Raw genomic sequence first — 16866 nt, forward strand, 5'->3', positions numbered from 1 at the left:
CATGGCTAACCAAACTTTAAACAGAACAGCACATCAATCAATTAGACGTTTATTAGCTCACGTTTCCGAATCAACAAATCGGAAGAAAAAAAACGTGTTCCGCTAACAGATATTATTCCATCAAGCCCCATTCTCCCGGTGCGGCTTCTTGTCTTTTATCGCCTGAACCCAGTTTGATTCGCAATCTTAAATTATTCAGTGAATCAGCATTTTTCAATGCTTCGCCAACATCGATAACGCCCTCTTCAACCAGTTTGTAGAGGGCAAAGTCGAATGTCTGCATTCCTGCATCTTCGGATTTTTCCATCATGTTTTTTAGTTCGCCAAGTTCATTTTGACGAATAAGGTCCGCCACTGTTGGTGTCCCCAGAAGCACCTCCACCGCCGCTCTTCGATGTCCATCAATAGTGCGCACCAAGCGCTGCGAGACAAAGGCTTTCAGATTATTACCAAGCGCATGCAACAACTGCGGCCGCCGCTCTTCCGGGAACATATTGATGATTCGGTCCAGCGCCTGATTGGCGTTGGTGGCATGCAGCGTCGACAACACCAGATGCCCGGTATCGGCAAACGCCAGGGCATGCTCCATGGTTTCGCGGTCGCGGATTTCGCCGATCAGCACCACATCCGGCGCTTGGCGCAAGGTATTTTTCAACGCCGCGTGAAAACTGCGAGTATCGACGCCGACCTCTCGCTGATTGACGATCGAGCGCTGATGCCGATGGATGTACTCGATCGGGTCTTCGATGGTGATGATGTGCCCGGTGCTATGGCGGTTGCGATGATCGATGAGTGCAGCCAGAGAGGTCGATTTGCCCGAGTTGGTCGCGCCGACGAACAGAATCAGCCCATGCTTGAGCATGATGGTGTCGAGCAGCACTGGCGGCAGCTTCAGATCGGCGAACCGCGGGATATCCAGTTTGACGTTACGAATGACGATCGACACGTCGTTGCGCTGCTTGAAAATGTTGACCCGAAAGCGGCCGATGCCCGTTCGGGAGATTGCCAGGTTCATTTCCAGATCCCGGTCGAACTCCCGTTGCTGCTCGGCGTCCATCAGTGAGGCGGCGATGGCGGCGGTATCGCCGAGTTTGAACGGCTGATCACTCAACGGCGTGAGCACGCCGTCAATCCGCGCGCTGGGCGCTGCACCTGTTGAAAGAAACAGGTCTGAGCCGTTTTTATTGGACAAAATTGCTAACAGTGCATCGATTTCCATGGCAAAAATCACCCGCGAAGCATTCAATGAACAGAAATTGGCCTGCACCTGACGCACGCCTGTTTGCAACAATGATAGACGCCGCCTCACCGAACCATGCTCAGGACCGATGTAATGAACGCTGTACCGATTCCCGATGATGCCCAGGCACTGCTCACCCGCACCGACTGGAGTCGCGGCCCGTTGGGCGCTGCCGAAACCTGGCCGCAGAGCCTGCGCACCGCGGTCGACATCGTCATTCACTCGCCCATGCCCATGGTGTTGCTGTGGGGCCCGCAGCTAACGCAGATCTACAACAACGGTTTTGCCATGCTTGCCGGGCAGAAGCATCCGCAGGCTTTCGGGCAGCCGGCGCATGAGGTCTGGCCGGAGCTTCGCGACTTTACCGACCCGATTTATTCTGCCGTCCTGCAGGGTCAGGTACGCACCTACAGCGAACGCCGCTTCACTTTGCAGCGTGACGGCAAGGACAGCGACTTCTGGCTTGATCTGACCTACAGCCCGATTCGCGACGAATCCGCGCAAGTCGCCGGGATTCTCGTCACCGCCATTGAAACCAATGAGCGCCGCCGCGTTGCGCTAGAGCTACAGCGCCGCTCAGAAGAAAGCCTGCAGGCACAACGTGAAACCGAAGAGCGCCTGCAACTGGCCCTGGCTGCCACCGACGCGGTCGGCACCTGGGACTGGAACATCGGCGAAGACCGCTTTATCGCCGATGCGCATTTCGCTCAGCTGCACGGGGTCGATCCCGCACAGGCCCGGCAATTGCCGATCAGCGACTACCTGCAAGGCGTGCATCCCGAAGACCGCGCCATGGTTGCGCGCAGCATCAAACACTGCATCACCCACGGCACCGAATACGCCGAGGAATATCGCTTGCAGCAGAGTGACGGCGAGGTGCGCTGGGTGTTTGCGCGCGGGCGCTGTTACAAGGATCACCATGGCCGGCCGACGCGCTTCCTCGGTGCGGCGCTGGACCTGACCGAGCGCAAGCACACCGAACAGGCATTGCGCCAGAGTCAGACCGAGCTGCAACTGATCATCAACGCCATGCCGATCCTGATCAGCTACGTCGATCGCGAAGAACGCTTCCGCTTGAACAACGCGGCTTATCTGGACTGGTACGGCCTCACGCCACAGGAGCTGTACGGGAAAACGATCCGCGAGGTGATTGGTGAGGAGGCGTATTTCCTGCGCCTGCCGTACATTGCCGAAGCGCTGGCGGGCCGGCCATGTTCCTTCAGCCTGTATACGCCGCACCGCGACGGCAGCAGCCGCCACGCGCTGATGAATTATCTGCCGCGTTATGGCGCCGACGGCGCGGTCAACGGTTTCTATATCTTTGTGATCGACGAGACCGAGCGCAAGAAAACCGAAGAGGCCCTGCGCAACCTCAACGAAACCCTTGAGGAACGCGTCAGCGCCCGCACCGAGCAACTGGCGTTGGCCAATCAGCGTTTGCAGAGCGAAATGTTCGAACGCGAGCGCGCTGAAGATGCCCTGCGCCATGCACAGAAAATGGAAGCGGTCGGTCAGCTCACCGGTGGCATCGCCCACGACTTCAACAACATGCTCACCGGGATCATCGGCAGCCTCGACTTGATGCAGCGCTACATTGCCAACGGCCGGGCTGACGAAATCGGGCGGTTCACCGAAGCGGCGGTGTCTTCGGCCAACCGCGCGGCGGCACTGACTCACCGCTTGCTGGCGTTCTCGCGGCGCCAGTCGCTGGACCGCAAAACCCTCGACGTCAATGTGCTGGTGCTATCGCTGGAGGATCTGATCCGCCGGACCAAGGGCGATCCGATCGAACTCAAACTGCAACTGACCGCTGGGGTGTGGCCGGTCAGCACCGACGTCAGCCAACTGGAAAACGCCCTGCTCAACCTGGTGATCAACGCCCGCGATGCGATGCCCGATGGCGGCGAGTTGCTGATCGAGACCGCCAACGTCTATCTCGACGGCAGCGACATCACCACGCTTGAACCGGTAAAAGCGGGCGACTACCTGATGCTGGCGGTCAGCGATAACGGCACCGGCATGACCCCCTCGGTGCGCGCCAAAGCGTTCGATCCGTTTTTCACCACCAAGCCGATCGGCCAGGGCACCGGCCTGGGGTTGTCGATGATTTATGGTTTTGCCCAGCAATCCGGTGGGCATGTCAGCCTCGACAGCTTGCCGGGCCAGGGCACTTGCGTGCGTTTGTATCTGCCGCGCCTGCACGGCGTTGAAGCGCAACAAGCCACGCAACCTGCCCTTGAGCAAACGCCGACCATCGCCACCGGGGAAACCGTGATGGTGGTCGAAGACGACCCGGCGGTGCGCATGCTGGTACTCGATCTGCTCCGGGAGCTGGGGTATCAAACCTACGAAGCTGTCGACGCGAAATCCGCCCTGCCCCTGCTCGAATCCAGCCGCCGCGTGGACCTGCTGGTCACCGATGTCGGCTTGCCGGGCATGAACGGCCGGCAGCTGGCGGAGATTGCCCGTCAGCATCGGCCGGGCCTCAAGGTGCTGTTCATGACTGGCTACGCGCAGAAAGCCGCCGAGCGCCAGGGCTTTCTCGAGGATGGCATGGACATGGTCGCCAAACCGTTCGCGGTCGAGTTGCTGGCCAGCAAGATCCGCACGATGACCAGCCAAACCCTGTGACTTGAGGCATAATCCGCGCCCCGCCGTCACCCCGTTATCAGGACCGCCCGATGAAAGCCCAAGCCCGCCACATTCTGGTGAAAACCGCCGAAGAGGCCGAACAGCTCAAACAACGCATCGCCAAGGGTGAGGCGTTCGACGTGCTGGCGAAGAAATTTTCCACCTGCCCGTCGGGCAAACGCGGCGGCGATCTGGGCGAAGTGCGACCGGGGCAGATGGTCGGTGCGATTGATGCGGTGATCTTCAAGAAGCCCCTGCGTACGGTGCATGGGCCGATCAAGAGCAAATTTGGTTATCACCTGGTGCAGGTGTTTTACCGGGATTAGTGGTTGGCTTGCGGGCCTCTTCGCGAGCAGGCTCGCTCCCACAGTTGAAATGCATTCCACCTGTGTTAGGTGTGATGCATTGCTTCTGGACACTGAAATGCAGTCCCTGTGGAGGCTGAAATGCGGTCCCCTGTGGGAGCGAGCCTGCTCGCGAACCGATTGCGCAGCAAGCGGCCATTCAAACGATTATTTCGGAATCAAAGCCCCCGGCACCTGAATTACCCGGCTCGCCAGCAGATGCCCAGCCTGCGCCGCTTCCACAGGACTGCCACCGGACAAACGGCTGGCCAGATACGCCGCACTGAACGAATCCCCCGCCGCGGTGGTATCCACCACTGTCTCGACCTTCTGCGCCGGCACTTCGAATGCCTCACCCTCGCAGCGAATCAGACAAGCCTCGGCGCCGCGCTTGAGCACTACCTCTGGCGTGCCGATCTGCGCGTAGGCAGTAAACACTTCAGCGCAGTCCGGGAAGCCGAACAGCGCCTGCTCGTCATCCACCGTCAATAACGCCAGATCAACGTAAGGCAAAATACTGCGATACGCCGCTCGTGCCTCTTCGACAGAGGCCCACAGCCGCGGCCGGTAGTTGTTGTCGAAGACGATGCGCGCATCGTTCTGCCGCGCATTGATCAGGGTTTCGATCAGTCTTTCCCGGCCCTTTGCACCGAGTACAGCGAGGGTAATACCGCTGAAATACAGCACGTCATAATCGGGCAACGCCGCCAGCACCGGTTCGGCGGCCGGTGTGGTGAAGCACTCGCGGACGGCGGCTTCGTTGCGCCAGTACAGAAAACGTCGCTCACCGTTGGCGTCGGTCTGAATGCAATACAGACCCGGCAGACGACCGGGCAGGCGCTGGACCAGATCGAGACGGATGCCTTCGCCAGCCCAGATGCGGCACATGGCGTCGCTGAAACTGTCGTCGCCCAATGCGGTGACGTAGTCGACTTTGGCCTTATTGCCCATGGCGCGGGACAGGTACACCGCGGTGTTCAGGGTGTCGCCGCCGAAGCTCTGCTGCAGGCTGCCGTCGGCGCGCTGCTGCAGTTCGATCATGCATTCGCCGATCAGGGCGATGCGCGGGGTGTTCGGGCCCAGGGGGCTTAAGGTGTTCATAGTGGTGTCTCTGATGATTCGGAGGTGTTGGTTCGGACGCCTTCGCGAGCAGGCTCGCTCCCACAATGGGAATACGATCCTCTGTGGGAGCGAGCCTGCTCGCGATTGGCCGCGCCTCGGTCTGAAGCCTTAGAAACACGTCTCCATACTTTCGATCACCGTCAGTTGCTCATCCACCAGCAACCCCACCCGCCACTTGTCGAACGTCAAACACGGGTGCGAGGTGCCAAAGGAAATGATATCGCCGACGCGCAACTCAACACCCGGTGCCACTGTCATGAACGCATGCTGATCCATCACCGCCGTCACCTTGCAGGCACTCACGTCATCGCCAGAAACGGGCACCACGCCGGCCTTGTAGCGTAGCAATGGCACTGGTAAACCGGCGTCGAAGGCCACATCACGCTTGCCCAGTGCAATCACCGCAAAACCCGGTTCCGGCAATGACTGCACATGCGCCCAGACTTCCAGCGCCGGGCGCAAACCTTCGTGCAGATCGCTGCGTCGGTCGAGAACGCAGCACTGCGCGTCCTTGTAGATGCCGTGGTCGTGAGCGACGTAGCTGCCCGGACGCAGCACGCTGAGAAAGCGCCCGGCGGCGTTTTGCGTCTCGAACGATTCGGCAATCAGGTCGTACCACGCCGAGCCGGACGCGGTGATGATCGGCTTGGCGATGGCAAACGCGCCACTGTCCTGCAACTGCACGGCCAGGCGCACCAAAGACGCGGCGAACTCGCGGATGCCGCTGACCGCGTGGTCGCCGTGGATCACCCCTTCGTAACCTTCGATGCCGGTCAATGCCAGCGCCGGTTGGGCGTTGATCGCCTTGGCCAGTTCGATGACCTCCTGTTCGCTGCGGCAACCGCATCGTCCGCCGACGACGCCGTACTCGATCATCACGTTGAGCGTGAGCCCGCGCGAGGCGAAATACGCGCCGAGGTCGGCGACGTTATCCGGGTGATCGACCATGCAATGGAATTCGAATGCCGGATCGGCGAGCAAGTCGGCGATCAGCGCCATGTTCGGCGTGCCGACCAACTGGTTGGCCATCAACACCCGGCGCACGCCATGGGCGAAGGCGGCACGGGTCTGGGTCGCGCTGGCGAGGGTAATGCCCCACGCCCCGGCATCGAGCTGACGCTTGAACAGCGCCGGGGTCATGCTGGTTTTGCCGTGGGGCGCCAGTTCGGCACCGCTGTCGCTGACGAACTTCTGCATCCAGCGAATGTTGTGCTCCAGTGCCTGGCGATGCAGCACCAGCGCGGGCAGGCTGACGTCGCGCACCAGCTGCGCGCCGATGGCCGCGTCGCCCTTTTGCACCGCATGATTGTTGGCAGTCGTCATGGTCGAACTCCTCGTTTCGCGGCCGCAGGCAGCCGCGCTTATTCGTTGATGCGCCGGGCGAGGCTGTTGGCGCTCTCGATCAGTACCCGGCGATAGTCGTCGTAATGGGTTTTCGCGTCGGCCCGTGGCGCGACGATGCACAAGGTACAAATCGCCACGCCTTGCGGATCTTTGACCGGGGCGGCGAAGCAATGGGTGAAGGTGTCGGCGACACTGTCGAAGGAGAAGAAACCGTCGATGCCGGCCTGACGGATTTCCGCCAGAAAGCGCTCCAGCGGCAGACGTTCACCGTCAGGCAGGATGTAATCGTCCTCGTCGATCAGGTCGATGATCTGTTGGTCACTCAGGTGCGCGAGCAGCAGGCGCCCCGAGGCAGTCCACGGGATCGGCGCGTTCTCGCCGATGTCGGAGGAAATACGAAAATGCCGCTCGCCCTCCTTCATCAGTGCCACCGTGTATTTGCGCCCGTTGAGCAGGCACATCTGCGCGGTTTCGCGGGTCTGGCTGACAATCTCCTGCAAGGCGTGATCGGCCTCGCGGCTGAGATCGAAATGGCGCAGATGCGCCTGGCCGAGAAAGTACAGTTGCCGGCCCAGGTAGACATGACCGTCCTTGCCCACCGGCTCGAGAATCCGGCGCTCGAGTAACGCGGTAACCAGTTCGTAGACCGTGGATTTCGGGCTGCCGATGCCGTTGGCGATGTCGTTCGGGCGCAGCGGCTGGCCGATTTCCTTGAGGAAATCGAGGATATCGAACGCCCGGTCCAGACCGCGAGCCCGGCGCTTGATGGTGTCTTCGGTCATATCAGTGGTTCCCATTCAAAGTCGCCGGGAGTTTACCGCTAATGATCGTTCCCACGCTCTGCGTGGGAATGCCTCAAGGGACGCTCCGCGTTCCAATGGGACGCAGAGCGTCCCGGGCTGCATTCCCACGCAGAGCGTGGGAACGATCGGTGTGGTTCAGGCCTTCTTCCTGTACGCGATGCAATCAATCTCCACCTTGCAATCGACCATCATGCTTGCCTGCACACAGGCCCGTGCCGGGGCGTGTTCGGGTTTGAAATATTCGCCGAAGACCTTGTTGAAGCTGCTGAAATCCCGCGGATCATCCAGCCACACACCGACACGCACCACATCTTCCAGCCCATAACCGGCCTCGGTGAGAATCGCGATCAGGTTTTTCATGGTCTGGTGAGTCTGCTCGACGATGCCGCCAACAATGATCTCGCCCTCCACCGCTGGCACCTGGCCGGAGACGTGCAGCCAGCCATCCGCTTCGACTGCGCGTGCGAAGGGACGCGGCTGACCGCCGGCGGCAGTGCTGCCGGTGCCATAACGAGTAATGCTCATGGGTGTTTCTCCTGATTACAAAACGAAAATTAGAACCGCGTGTTTTTCAAGAACTCGGCCAGACGCGGTGACTGCGGGCGCTCGAACAGCTCCTTGGGAGGCCCCTGCTCTTCGATCCGCCCCTGATTCATGAACACGATCTTGTCCGAGACCTCGAAGGCGAACCGCATCTCGTGGGTCACCAGCAACATGGTCATGCCGTCTTCGGCCAGGCCCTTGATGACGTTGAGCACTTCGCCGACCAGTTCCGGGTCGAGGGCCGAGGTGACTTCGTCGAACAGCATCAGGCTCGGGTTCATCGCAATTGCCCGGGCAATCGCCACGCGCTGTTGCTGACCGCCGGACAACTGCCCGGGAAAGTGATTGCGCCGGTCCAGCAGACCGACGCGCTCCAGCCATTTCTCGGCGAGTGCCACGGCTTCGTCCTTGCGCATCTTCTTCACCTTGAGCAAGCCCAGGGTGACGTTCTGCAACGCGGTCAGATGCGGGAACAGATTGAATTGCTGGAACGCCATGCCGGTCATCGCGCGATGCCGGGCGATGACTTTCTCCGCGTGACGCACGCGCTTGCCATTGACCTCGTCATAACCGATCGATTCACCGTCGAGCAGAATCTGCCCGCCCTGAAACTCTTCGAGCATGTTCACGCAGCGCAGCAGTGTGGTCTTGCCCGAACCGCTGGAGCCGATCAGCGTGACGACATTGCCGCGCTGCATGCTCAGGTCGACACCTTTGAGCACTTCGACCGCGCCGTACTGTTTGTGCAGGCCGCGAATGTCCAGCAGCGCCTGATCGTGTGGGGAAACTTGAGCTTGAGTCATGGCAAGGCCACCCGCTTTTCAATGTGCCGGCCGAGTAATTCGATACCGAAGTTGATGACGAAGAACAGAAAACCGGCGAACAGATAGAATTCCAGAGTCATGAAATTCCGGGCAATGACCTGCTGCGTGCTGAGCAGCAATTCAGCCACGCCGATCACCGAGAGCAAGGTCGAGGCCTTGACGATTTCCGTGGACGAGTTGACCCAGGTCGGCAGGATCTGCCGCAATGCCTGAGGCAACAGCACGTAACCGAGGGATTGGTAAAACGTCAGGCCGATGGCTTTGCCCGCTTCCATCTGCCCGCGTGGCAACGCCTGCAGCGCGCCGCGAACAATCTCGGCGACGTGCGAGCCGCAGAACAGCGTCAGGCCCAAGGCGCCGGCCTGAAACGCGCTGATCTGCCAACCCAGCGCCGGCGCCATGTAGAAACAGGCCAGCACCAGCACAAACACCGGTGTACCGCGAATTAGATCGACGTAAAAACGAAATGGCGCACGCATCCACAAGCGCCCGTAAGTCAGCACCAATCCGGCGACAACGCCGAGCAAGGTACCGAGTAAAATCGCCAATGCCGACACTTGCACACTGGTCAGAAAACCTTGGAAAAGCGGCTCTCGGGCAACCCACAACTCATGCAGCCAACTAGGTGATTCGTACATCGCAAGCTCCTATCGGCGGATCGCCAGACGCTGCTCGAGATAACGCAGCAGCATGGCAATGAGGTAACAGGCCGCGACATACAACGCCGTGGTCACCAGCCAGGTTTCGATCACCCGGTAGCTTTCGACGTTGATCTTGCGCGCGTAATAGGTCAGCTCCGGCACCGCAATCGCAGCCGCCAGCGAAGTGTCCTTGAACAGCGAGATGAAGTTGTTCGAGAGCGCCGGCAAGACGTTGCGCAGCATCACCGGCACGGTGACGTAGGCCTTGACCTGCCACTCGCCCAGCCCGATCGCCAGCCCGGCTTCGCGCTGGCCTTTGGGAATGCTCAGCAAGCCGCCTCGGAACACTTCGGTCAGATACGCACCGGCATACAGCGACAGCGTGATGATGAACGAGGGAATCTTGTCCAGCCGGATGCCGAGGCTCGGCAAGGCAAAGTAGATCAACAGGATCAACACCAGAATCGGCGTGTTGCGCACCACCGTGACGTACACCGAGGCCAGCACCCGCAGGGCGCGATGCTTCGACAGCAAGGCAAACGCCATCAGCAGGCCGATCACGCAACCGATGGCGATCGACACCAGCGCCAACTGCAGGCCCAGACCGAGCCCCGCCAGCAAGGTGTCGAAATCGCGCCACACGGCGGCAAAGTTCAACTGATAGTTCATGGTCAGCAGTACCTTGAGCGAGGCGACGGCAATCGCCCCGCTCTCACGGGATCATTTGAATTCGACAGGGAAACCGATCGCCGGCGACGGCAGATCAACGCCGAACCACTGCTTGAACGACGCAGCGTAGGTCGGGAATTCAACCCCGGTCATGGCCTCGTGCAGCGCGGTGTTGACGAAGTTCAGCCAGTCCTGATCGCCACGTTTCACCGCGCAGGCGTAGGTCTGCGGGCTCCAGGCGTACGCCGGGCTGCGATAGCGGCCAGGGTTCTGCACCATCAGGTATTTGACCGAAGACTGGTCGGTGGCCGCCGCGTCGGCACGGCCAGAGTTCACTGCCTGATACATCAGATCGACGCTGTCGTACTGGTCGACCTTGGCTTTGGGCAACGCCTGATGCACCAGTTCCTCGGCGTAGACGTTTTGCAGCACAGCAACGGTGACGTCGTCGCCCGCCGCTTGCAGGTCTTCGATTTCCTTGTACTTGCTGTTGTTCGGCAACAACAGGCCAACACCTTCGCGGTAGTACGGCAAGGTGAACGCCACTTGTTGCGCGCGGCTGGCGGTAACGGTGATGAACTGGCAGCTCATGTCGACCTTGTCGGTGAGCAGATTGGGAATCCGCGCATCCGACGACTGCACGACGAACTCGACCTTGCTCGGGTCGTTGAACAGTCCTTTGGCCACCATCCTGGCGATGTCGATATCGAAGCCCTGCAGCTTGCCGTCAGCACCTTGAAAGTGCCACGGCGCATTGGTGCTCCCCGTGCCGACAATCAATTTGCCGCGAGCCAGAACACTGTCGAGCTTGCTCTCGGCAGCCTGGGCCAGGCCCATCACGGTGGATGAAGCTGCAAGAACGAAAACACACGCTTTGAACAACGAAGGACGGCGATGCATGGCAAGCACTCCAGAATGATGTTTATTCCGCTATACCGGAACACGGTTTGTTACTACGGAATAGACAGCAGAAAGTGTGCCACAGCCTTGATCAGAAATCTGCGCGGGTTTTAAAGGTTTTTAGAATCAAGGAGATGCAATGAAATCTTGCTTGAGGGTGGCGGACTGATGGGAACGGTTGCGCTACCGAACGCTACTGCAGGCGGGTATCAGGTTCCCAAATTGGGTGGGGCGCGCGATTTCGGTGCGTTTGATAATCAGGCGATGTTTGAAGGGCACCTGTAATTTCTGACAGTAGACGTCATCACACACCCTCCTTTAACGTCGCCAGACCTCATCGTCGTTGAAAAGGAGCCTTCAATGAGCGCATCCACCGCTGCGGCAACGCTGGCACCGGTTTATCGCAAAGCCCTGAAAACCTGGCGTCCAGTCATTCTGTATTTTGCCAGCGAGCACTGCCCCGCGTGCGAATGGGCCGGGCCGATTTTTCGCCAGACTGCCGAACCCTACCGCCACCGTGCCAACGTTTACATGCTCGACACCCGCCAGTCGCCGCGCCATCCGCTGGTCACCGGCACACCCACGGTGCTGTTCTACAAGGATGGCAAGTTGCTGAAAAAGCTGAAGGGCATCGGAACCGAAGAGACGCTTGCAAAGGACTTTGCCCGGCATGTCGGCAAGACCAAGGCGCCGGCCGCAGCGGCGCGTAAGCCTGAGCATGATCTGGTCTGGTTGCGCCGGGCGCTGCGGTCGTTGTGTATGGTTAATCGCGCCCGTCACCGGCTGATCGGATAAGCGGGAAGCTCACTCGCGCCGAACAGCACTGACAAACGTGCACACGAACCGGGATTGGACAACTGCCCATCCGACTGCTTTGCTCTTGAGCGAACACGCAGCGCTACAGCCTTTGGGGCGTATGGCCGCTGCCAACAAAACGAGCAGCAGGACAAGCATGTTCGAAACCCTGGAAGCGCAGGCTCTGAAGGAAAGCGCATCGGCGCCGTTGAGGAATGAGTTTCTTCAGCGAGAGTTCGAGCGGCTGAAAACCTTCAGCCTGTTGATTTATGTCGTCAACATATTCATGTGGTTGTTGTTCGACCTGATCGTCAGTTTCCTGGGGGGACAAGGCTTCACCTGGCGCTCGATGGTCTTCCTTGGCGCCTTTGGTGTTCTGACGCTAGTCCTCGGGTTTACCCGCAAAGCTGCACATTTCGACGTACTGACCGTGCTGTTGGCGTTGGTCCTGACGGTGGGCGTGCGGATGATCGTCGACGGCCTGCCGCCTGCGGTGCACAGTTCGTGGCTGATGCTCGCTGCTGCGAGTCTGCTGTACAGCGTCTCGGTGTTGCCGTTGCGGCGCTGGGCGTTTTTTGCCGTGCAGGTTGTCATTTGGCTGGTCCTTAACCCGTTTCTCGGTACCAGCACCGAACTGAGTGAACTGCGCGGCGTATTGACGGCCTGCTACAGCGTGTTCCTCTGTGCGCTGACCCTGTACGCGTTTTTGAAATTTCGCGAGGCGCGGTTCAGCAACTACATCATGTCCAGGTTGTTGCTGGATCAAGCGTACAACGATCCGTTGACGCAGATTCCCAACCGCCGCGCCTTCATGACGCATGCGCAGCAGCGCCTGCAAGCGACACCGCGGGAACACGATCATTTCCTGATGATGATCGACATCGACAATTTCAAGAAGGTCAACGACACCTATGGCCACGACATTGGCGATGAAGTACTCAAACGCGTCGCCGCTGATATCAAAACCGTGATGGCTGAATTCGACTATGCACGCCTGGGGGGTGAAGAGTTCGCGATCTATCTGGCCGCCGTACGGCGCGAAGATGCTGCCGGGCTCGCCACCGAACTGTGCCGTTTGGTCCGTGAACAGCCTGCCGAGCATCCGGTCACCATCAGCATCGGCATTACCCGGGTTGAAAACGGCGACACGTTGAATCAGGCGTTGATCAAGGCTGATGCGGCGTTGTATGAGTCGAAGCATACCGGCAAGGACCGGTACACCTTTCATTCATGACAGCTGCGTCGCTTGACTGATTGCCATCGCTGGCAAGCCAGCTCCCACAGGGATGCGCACGGCATTCGATCTGAAGCAAACACAAAACCTGTGGGAGCCAGCCCGCTGGCGATGGGTCAGGGACCGTCGCAATCATGCAACGGCGCGCTCCAGCAATACCCGCGTCACCCGTCGCTCTTCCACTGCCTTCACCGTCAATTGCCAGCCTTCGTATGCCAGCCGGTCGCCCTTCATCGGCAAGCGATCCAGCAAACTCATCACCAGGCCAGCCATGGTTTGGTAATCCTCGGTCGGCTCGGCAGCGAAGCCGGTACGTTGGCGCACTCGGGCCAGTGGTAGCGCACCGCTGACCAGAAAACCGCCCTGCTCCTCCAGCACGTCCGGACCTTCGATCTCGCTGGCGTCAGGCAACTCACCGGCAATCGATTCAAGAATGTCGGTCATGGTCAACACACCGACAAAATCACCGAACTCGTTAACCACAAACGCGATGTGCGTCGAAGCGGCGCGCATCTGTTCCAGCGCGTTGAGGATCGAGTAGCTGTCGAGCAGGTTGACGGTCTGGCGCGCCAATTGCTCCAGGTTCGGCTCGGCGCCGGCCAGATAGTCCTTGAGCAGTTCCTTCTTGTGCACAAAGCCCAGCGGCTCATCCACCGCACCGTTGCGTATCAGCGGCAGGCGCGAGTAGGACGAGTGCATCAACTTCGTGCGAATCGTCTCCGCTTCATCGGCCAGGTCAATGGCATCGACGTCGGCGCGCACGGTCATCAAGTGGCGAATCGGTCGCTCGGCCAGTTGCAGCACGCCGCTGATCATCACCCGCTCACGGCGGTCGAACAGCTCGGCACTCGGCGCGTCACCGTTATCGAGCAGGTCGGAGATTTCTTCACCGACCTCTTCCGCAGCCAGGGTGCGCCCGCCGAGCAAACGCATGACCGCGTGGGCCGTGCGCTCACGCAGCGGGCGCAGGCCCTGCATCGAGCGTTTGCGGCGCGCCCGGGCAATCTGGTTGAACACCTCGATGAGGATCGAAAAGCCGATGGCCGCATACAGGTAACCCTTCGGAATATGGAAGCCCAGGCCTTCGGCGGTCAGGGCGAAGCCGATCATCATCAAAAAGCCCAGGCACAGCATGATCACCGTCGGGTGCGCATTGACGAAACGGGTCAGCGGCTTGCTCGCGACAATCATCAGGCCGATGGAAATGATCACCGCGATCATCATCACCGCCAGTTCATCGACCATGCCCACCGCCGTAATCACCGCATCAAGGGAGAACACCGCGTCCAGCACCACGATCTGCGCAACGATCGGCCAGAACAGCGCATACGCCGCGTTGGTCGTGCGCTCTCCGACATGGCCTTCCAGCCGTTCGTGCAATTCCATGGTGGCCTTGAACAGCAGGAACACGCCGCCAAACAGCATGATCAGATCACGCCCAGAGAAGCTTTTGCCGAACACTTCGAACAGCGGTTGCGTCAGCGTGACCAGCCAGGAAATGCTCGCCAGCAGGCCCAGGCGCATGATCAACGCCAGCGACAGGCCGATGATTCGCGCGCGGTCGCGCTGATGCGGCGGCAGTTTGTCTGCGAGAATCGCGATGAACACCAGGTTGTCGATACCCAGCACCAGCTCCAGCACAATCAGTGTCAACAAGCCCAACCAGGCCGTAGGATCCGCTAACCATTCCATAAAACGTCTCGATCTCTCAGTGAATTCAGGCTGCCGGACACGACAATGCGCAACGCGAAGGCTCAAGAGCCGCATTGCCAAAGATAGTCGGAAGTCGAAAAACCGGATGCTGCGCGAGCATCAAGACCGCGCCGTGGCGCGAGGAGACGGAAAAGCTGGGGGGCTCCGAGAGGGTGTTCATGCAAATCCTGAATGAAAAATGGCCTTGGAGCGTACCGCCTCAAGACACATTTTCCCCAGTGGCAAATCATTTCAAGATCTGTACGAATAAGCTGACGGCCGTTCCATTCGCGAGCAGCCTCGCCAAGCGATCGTCAGTGCGCAGCCAGCTCATCAATGTGTCGATACTCAGTGCCCAGCGCGTCGGCCATTGCCTGCGCCCTGCCCAGGCGAATCGGTCCGCGCTCGATATCAACCAGCAATCCCGGGCAATCCAGCGCCGGCAACCCGGAGCATTGCTTCAAACGCCCGTCCGTTACCAGCAGCAATCGCTGCTGCTCAGCAGGGAAACGCTTGCGCCGTTGCGTCAGCCATTGCTGTGCCTGTGCCAGCGCCGCGAGCAACGGCGTGCCCCCGCCCGCCCCCAGTGTTTGCAGCCACGTTTGCAGGCCGCTGGAAGCTTTCAGCCCCTGCACTTGCCATTTCGGCGTCGAACCACTGGCGGTCAACAAAGCGAGCCGCGCGCGCTGACGGTAGGCGTCATCAAACACTTGTGCGAGCAGACCTTTGGCATCGCTCAGCGCCTGGTGACGTCGAGTCGAAGCGGAGGCGTCGACGATCACCAGCCACAACTCATGGGGCGAGCGGGTGCGTAGTTGGAACAGCAGATCTTCGCGTAGCCGGGGTCGTCCGTTGAGCAACGTACCCGGCCAGTTCACCGAGCCACTGCTGGCGCTCTGGCGTTTCCCTAGACGTCCATTGTCGAGCCGTCCAACGCGGGGTCTGGCATTCGCCCCCGCGTCGGATCGGGGGCGAATGCCTAGGGCTTTTTTGGCCAGACGGGCACTTCTCGTCGAGTGCCGGTGGCGAGCGCGGGCGCTGGCATATCGCCCCACTGCCCCTGCCCTTCGCTCGCCGTGTTCTGTGCCTGACTGGGCGCCTGCGGCGGTTGTTGTGGCTGTTGCGGGCTCGCCGCCGACGGTTCGCGACGTCGATGGCGCAGGGCAAACTCGGCCACGGCGTCGATATCTTCCTCGCCAATCTGCGTTGCCCCACGCCATGCCGCGTGAGCACGGGCGGCGCGCAGCCACACGAGATCGGCGCGTAAACCATCCACGCCAGCGGCGAAACAACGCTCGGTAATCTGCGCCAGCGCGGCATCGTCCAGCTCAATATCGGCCAGCGCAATCCGCGCGCTTTCGCAGCGTTCACGCAGGCTCTGCTGCGCGGCGGCCCATTGTGCGCAGAACGCTTGCGGATCGCTGTCGAAATCCAGACGGCGACGGATGATCTGGCCGCGCTCGGTCGGTTGTGTATGGCCGCTGAGAGCGACGTTCAGGCCGAATCGGTCGAGCAGCTGCGGACGCAACTCGCCCTCTTCCGGGTTCATCGTGCCGATCAGGACGAATTTTGCTGAATGGCGATGGGAAATCCCGTCACGTTCGATCAGATTGGTGCCGCTGGCGGCGACATCGAGGAGCAGGTCGACCAGGTGATCGGGCAGCAGATTGACTTCATCGACATAGAGAACGCCGCCGTCAGCCTTGGCCAGCACACCGGGGGAAAACTGCGCGCGCCCGTCGCTGAGGGCGGCGTCCAGATCGAGAGTGCCGACCAGACGCTCTTCGGTCGCGCCCAGCGGCAAGGTGACGAACTGGCCGCTGGCGAGCAGGTCCGCAAGGCCGCGGGCCAAGGTCGATTTGGCCATGCCGCGTGGGCCTTCGATCAGTACGCCGCCGATTTTCGGGTCGATGGCGGTGAGGCACAGGGCGAGCTTGAGGTCATCGGCGCCGACCACGGCGGAGAGGGGGAAATGTGGGGTGTCGGTCATTGGTGGGGTCTCTGGCGTGGTCGTGGGTGGTCTTGAATGTTGCGGAGCGTCATTTAAAAGCCCCTCACCCTAGCCCTCTCCCAAAGGGAGAGGG

At 60.4% G+C, this 16866-nt stretch carries 16 protein-coding genes; 4 read left to right on the plus strand and 12 right to left on the minus strand.

Translation table 11 applies throughout. From position 1 onward, the window contains the following. Nucleotides 1–112 precede the first annotated feature (112 nt). Complete coding sequence (locus tag ACGSLL_RS02330) at nucleotides 113–1219, minus strand: PilT/PilU family type 4a pilus ATPase (protein ID WP_394503084.1); 1107 nt, start codon at nucleotides 1217–1219, stop codon at nucleotides 113–115. Between the two features lie 114 nt (nucleotides 1220–1333). Between ACGSLL_RS02330 and ACGSLL_RS02335 the strand changes: the two genes are divergently transcribed. Beyond that, nucleotides 1334–3871 carry a PAS domain-containing hybrid sensor histidine kinase/response regulator gene (locus ACGSLL_RS02335; protein WP_394502762.1) on the plus strand — a complete coding sequence of 846 codons (2538 nt, stop codon included), beginning with the start codon at nucleotides 1334–1336 and terminating at the stop codon, nucleotides 3869–3871. A gap of 50 nt (nucleotides 3872–3921) precedes the next feature. After that, nucleotides 3922–4197, plus strand: coding sequence for a peptidylprolyl isomerase (locus ACGSLL_RS02340; protein WP_007912322.1), 276 nt, complete (start codon nucleotides 3922–3924; stop codon nucleotides 4195–4197). 186 nt (nucleotides 4198–4383) lie between these two features. Here ACGSLL_RS02340 and ACGSLL_RS02345 read toward each other — a convergent pair whose 3' ends face one another. The 8 genes from ACGSLL_RS02345 to ACGSLL_RS02380 all read right to left on the minus strand — a co-directional run bounded on the left by ACGSLL_RS02345 (nucleotide 4384) and on the right by ACGSLL_RS02380 (nucleotide 11061). After that, complete coding sequence (locus tag ACGSLL_RS02345; RefSeq protein ID WP_394502765.1) at nucleotides 4384–5316, minus strand: sugar kinase; 933 nt, start codon at nucleotides 5314–5316, stop codon at nucleotides 4384–4386. A gap of 129 nt (nucleotides 5317–5445) precedes the next feature. Further along, nucleotides 5446–6660: an amino acid deaminase gene (locus ACGSLL_RS02350; protein ID WP_394502767.1), complete on the minus strand. Its 1215-nt coding sequence runs from the start codon at nucleotides 6658–6660 to the stop codon at nucleotides 5446–5448. Between the two features lie 38 nt (nucleotides 6661–6698). Beyond that, complete coding sequence (locus ACGSLL_RS02355) at nucleotides 6699–7463, minus strand: IclR family transcriptional regulator (RefSeq protein ID WP_394503086.1); 765 nt, start codon at nucleotides 7461–7463, stop codon at nucleotides 6699–6701. Nucleotides 7464–7619: 156 nt separating this feature from the next. Beyond that, a complete protein-coding gene (locus ACGSLL_RS02360; RefSeq protein ID WP_208937640.1) occupies nucleotides 7620–8009 on the minus strand; it encodes a RidA family protein in 390 nt (129 codons plus the stop codon). A gap of 29 nt (nucleotides 8010–8038) precedes the next feature. Further along, nucleotides 8039–8830 (minus strand): amino acid ABC transporter ATP-binding protein, encoded by a 792-nt coding sequence (locus tag ACGSLL_RS02365; RefSeq protein WP_394502770.1) that lies wholly within the window; start codon nucleotides 8828–8830, stop codon nucleotides 8039–8041. Further along, on the minus strand, nucleotides 8827–9489 hold the full coding sequence (locus tag ACGSLL_RS02370) for an amino acid ABC transporter permease (protein ID WP_394502772.1): 663 nt from the start codon (nucleotides 9487–9489) through the stop codon (nucleotides 8827–8829). The genes ACGSLL_RS02365 and ACGSLL_RS02370 overlap by 4 nt, the downstream gene beginning before the upstream one ends. Before the next feature lie 9 nt (nucleotides 9490–9498). Next, nucleotides 9499–10161 (minus strand): amino acid ABC transporter permease, encoded by a 663-nt coding sequence (locus ACGSLL_RS02375; RefSeq protein ID WP_024012746.1) that lies wholly within the window; start codon nucleotides 10159–10161, stop codon nucleotides 9499–9501. A 51-nt stretch (nucleotides 10162–10212) separates the two neighbouring features. Beyond that, complete coding sequence (locus tag ACGSLL_RS02380) at nucleotides 10213–11061, minus strand: transporter substrate-binding domain-containing protein (protein ID WP_093101834.1); 849 nt, start codon at nucleotides 11059–11061, stop codon at nucleotides 10213–10215. 360 nt (nucleotides 11062–11421) lie between these two features. On the opposite strand from ACGSLL_RS02380, the gene ACGSLL_RS02385 reads away from it, so the two are divergent. Together ACGSLL_RS02385 and ACGSLL_RS02390 are read left to right on the plus strand one after the other, a co-directional pair. Then, nucleotides 11422–11856, plus strand: coding sequence for a thioredoxin domain-containing protein (locus ACGSLL_RS02385; RefSeq protein WP_394502775.1), 435 nt, complete (start codon nucleotides 11422–11424; stop codon nucleotides 11854–11856). Between the two features lie 157 nt (nucleotides 11857–12013). Then, the gene (locus ACGSLL_RS02390; protein ID WP_394502778.1) at nucleotides 12014–13090 is read left to right on the plus strand and encodes a GGDEF domain-containing protein; all 1077 of its coding nucleotides are present in this window, start codon (nucleotides 12014–12016) and stop codon (nucleotides 13088–13090) included. 132 nt (nucleotides 13091–13222) lie between these two features. On the opposite strand, the gene ACGSLL_RS02395 is transcribed toward ACGSLL_RS02390, so the two are convergent. The 3 genes from ACGSLL_RS02395 to ACGSLL_RS02405 form a co-directional block, all read right to left on the minus strand. Next, nucleotides 13223–14782, minus strand: coding sequence for a TerC family protein (locus ACGSLL_RS02395; protein ID WP_394502780.1), 1560 nt, complete (start codon nucleotides 14780–14782; stop codon nucleotides 13223–13225). Between the two features lie 314 nt (nucleotides 14783–15096). Continuing rightward, nucleotides 15097–15780, minus strand: a complete 684-nt coding sequence (locus tag ACGSLL_RS02400; protein WP_394503088.1) for a vWA domain-containing protein — start codon at nucleotides 15778–15780, stop codon at nucleotides 15097–15099. Beyond that, nucleotides 15762–16772, minus strand: coding sequence for an ATP-binding protein (locus ACGSLL_RS02405; RefSeq protein ID WP_394502782.1), 1011 nt, complete (start codon nucleotides 16770–16772; stop codon nucleotides 15762–15764). Before ACGSLL_RS02405 ends, ACGSLL_RS02400 begins: the two co-directional genes overlap by 19 nt. Nucleotides 16773–16866: the final 94 nt, after the last annotated feature.

Source organism: Pseudomonas retamae, from assembly GCF_043496865.1.
Lineage (GTDB): Bacteria > Pseudomonadota > Gammaproteobacteria > Pseudomonadales > Pseudomonadaceae > Aquipseudomonas > Aquipseudomonas retamae.

Coding starts and splice junctions, on each gene's coding strand:
- ACGSLL_RS02335 (WP_394502762.1), top strand. CDS start 1,334: ATGAACGCTGTACCGATTCCCGATGATGCCCAGGCACTGCTCACCCGC.
- ACGSLL_RS02385 (WP_394502775.1), top strand. CDS start 11,422: ATGAGCGCATCCACCGCTGCGGCAACGCTGGCACCGGTTTATCGCAAA.
- ACGSLL_RS02350 (WP_394502767.1), bottom strand. CDS start 6,660: ATGACGACTGCCAACAATCATGCGGTGCAAAAGGGCGACGCGGCCATC.
- ACGSLL_RS02370 (WP_394502772.1), bottom strand. CDS start 9,489: ATGTACGAATCACCTAGTTGGCTGCATGAGTTGTGGGTTGCCCGAGAG.
- ACGSLL_RS02395 (WP_394502780.1), bottom strand. CDS start 14,782: ATGGAATGGTTAGCGGATCCTACGGCCTGGTTGGGCTTGTTGACACTG.
- ACGSLL_RS02380 (WP_093101834.1), bottom strand. CDS start 11,061: ATGCATCGCCGTCCTTCGTTGTTCAAAGCGTGTGTTTTCGTTCTTGCA.
- ACGSLL_RS02345 (WP_394502765.1), bottom strand. CDS start 5,316: ATGAACACCTTAAGCCCCCTGGGCCCGAACACCCCGCGCATCGCCCTG.
- ACGSLL_RS02405 (WP_394502782.1), bottom strand. CDS start 16,772: ATGACCGACACCCCACATTTCCCCCTCTCCGCCGTGGTCGGCGCCGAT.
- ACGSLL_RS02330 (WP_394503084.1), bottom strand. CDS start 1,219: ATGGAAATCGATGCACTGTTAGCAATTTTGTCCAATAAAAACGGCTCA.
- ACGSLL_RS02375 (WP_024012746.1), bottom strand. CDS start 10,161: ATGAACTATCAGTTGAACTTTGCCGCCGTGTGGCGCGATTTCGACACC.
- ACGSLL_RS02355 (WP_394503086.1), bottom strand. CDS start 7,463: ATGACCGAAGACACCATCAAGCGCCGGGCTCGCGGTCTGGACCGGGCG.
- ACGSLL_RS02365 (WP_394502770.1), bottom strand. CDS start 8,830: ATGACTCAAGCTCAAGTTTCCCCACACGATCAGGCGCTGCTGGACATT.
- ACGSLL_RS02360 (WP_208937640.1), bottom strand. CDS start 8,009: ATGAGCATTACTCGTTATGGCACCGGCAGCACTGCCGCCGGCGGTCAG.
- ACGSLL_RS02390 (WP_394502778.1), top strand. CDS start 12,014: ATGTTCGAAACCCTGGAAGCGCAGGCTCTGAAGGAAAGCGCATCGGCG.
- ACGSLL_RS02340 (WP_007912322.1), top strand. CDS start 3,922: ATGAAAGCCCAAGCCCGCCACATTCTGGTGAAAACCGCCGAAGAGGCC.